The sequence below is a fragment of the Streptomyces tateyamensis genome (assembly GCF_003205575.1).
In the GTDB taxonomy this organism is placed as follows: domain Bacteria; phylum Actinomycetota; class Actinomycetes; order Streptomycetales; family Streptomycetaceae; genus Kitasatospora; species Kitasatospora tateyamensis.
The window spans coordinates 1-1,686 of the sequence record NZ_PYBW01000182.1 but is presented as its reverse complement, the minus strand read 5'-3'; the positions used below and the strand labels follow the sequence as shown (position 1 = coordinate 1,686).

Here is a 1,686-nt window from a genome sequence, read left to right as displayed (position 1 = left end):
GGCCAGGCGGCGGATCGGAAGCGGCGCGATCGACTCTTCGCGCAGGTACGTGCGCAGCAGGTCCTGGTGCTGCCTGCGGCCCATGCGGGCCGGGTCGGCGAAGAGGTCCCGCAGCATCCCGTAGTCCGCGTAGAAGTTCATTCCATCGACGTCGTCGTAGATGACACCGATGGTGTCCGAGTCCGCGAGGTCCCGCGGCAGTTCGAAGGCCGGAAAGTCGAGGCCCGGGAGCCGCCTGCCTCGGGTGCGGTCGGGGTGCTCGGCGATGGCGGACTCCTGCCGGTGCCGGTAGTAGGCGTTGAGCCGCTCCTCGGCTTCGGCTGGGGGAAGGAGCAGTTCGTCGCTGCCGAAGAACTCGACGAAGGCGGCCCGGTCCTCCCGCATCTGCCGCCAGCCCTGTTCGATCTTCTCGGGGTTGCGAAAGACCAGCTCGGGCTGGCCGGCTGCCAGTTGGACCGCGGCACTGGCGATCTCGGAGGAGCTGGACTTGGGGTAGTAGGACATTGCCCCGGAGACCAGCCAGGCCCCGTCGGTCGGGACAAGGGGCACCAGGCAGGCGAGGAGGAATCCTCCCTTGGACACTCCACGGAAGGCCGCCCGCCCGACGTTCGAGTACGTGCGGTACTCCAGGTCGTCGACCAGGTTCAGCAGGACGACAGCATCCCCGTCCTTGCGACGGATCTCGAAGATGCCTTCGACCGGATCGCGCCAGCCGAGCAGCATCTCCCGGTCGGCCTTACTCAAGTCCCGCCGCCCGGCGACGAACCGGTCCACCACGGTCGCACCGTCCGGCAGGCGGTACCGCAGGATGAAATGGTCGGTGATCCGGATCGCATCGGTCTCGTCCAGTCGCCGCTCAGGTCCGGCGGCCTCCAGCAGGGGCGGCGTCAACCACTGGTCGAAGCGCGAGCTCTGCGCGAAGGCGACCAGATCCCCCTTCAACTCGGCGCAGCGTTCGGTGAGTTCACCGAGTGAACGGTCATCGGTGCCGTGATCCGCTTCCTGCGCTGTGATCGCCACGATCTGCCCCTCCGTACACGCCGGTTCTGAAGTGATGTGCGAGTTGCTCGGCCTCAACCGGCCCACTGCCGGTAAGCCTCGACCCACTCGGCACCGACAGGGGCAGGCGTCGGCATCGGCAGCTCCAGAATCCCGATCTTCTGTCGCGTGGCGCCGCGCGAGCACAACGCGACGATCCGGCCGTCCTCGGAGAGATCGACACTGTGCACGGTCACCTCGACTCCGAGGACCGTCGTACCGAACGGCACCGCGAGGTGCTCCTCGATCATGGTGAACAGGCCCGTCAGCTCCTCGTCCTCGCCGTAGGCATCGACGGTGGCCTCATCGATCAGGGCCTCAAGCTCGGCCCTGCCCAGTGCGCTCATGCCGCCACGTTAGTGGTAGCGCTCGTGGCATCACTGCCGGTTGCCGAAACACTCACCCGCCGGTGTGCACGCGTAGGGTCGATGTCATGCGACTGAGTACGGTGATCCTCCCCATCCACCGCTGGAGCGAGGGTCAGAAGATCTGGCAGCGAGCCGAGGACCTCGGGTTCGACGCCGCCTATACCTACGACCACCTCTCCTGGCGGTCCTTCCGCGACGCGCCCTGGTTCGGGGCGGTACCCACCTTGACCGCCGCAGCGGCGGCTACGGAGAGTATCCGTCTGGGGACCCTGGTAACGTC

Annotated in this window: 3 protein-coding genes; 1 reads left to right on the top strand and 2 read right to left on the bottom strand. The window is 67.2% G+C overall.

The features are described 5' to 3' along the window. Positions 1–1,020: hypothetical protein (locus C7C46_RS31620; protein WP_110673359.1), on the bottom strand; the 1,020-nt coding region annotated here is incomplete at its 3' end. A gap of 53 nt (positions 1,021–1,073) precedes the next feature. After that, entirely contained in the window at positions 1,074–1,385 is a 312-nt protein-coding gene (locus C7C46_RS31615) for a hypothetical protein (RefSeq protein WP_110673358.1), read from the bottom strand. An 86-nt stretch (positions 1,386–1,471) separates the two neighbouring features. On the opposite strand from C7C46_RS31615, the gene C7C46_RS31610 reads away from it, so the two are divergent. Then, the coding region (locus tag C7C46_RS31610) for an LLM class flavin-dependent oxidoreductase (RefSeq protein ID WP_146259295.1) at positions 1,472–1,686 on the top strand (215 nt) is incomplete at its 3' end.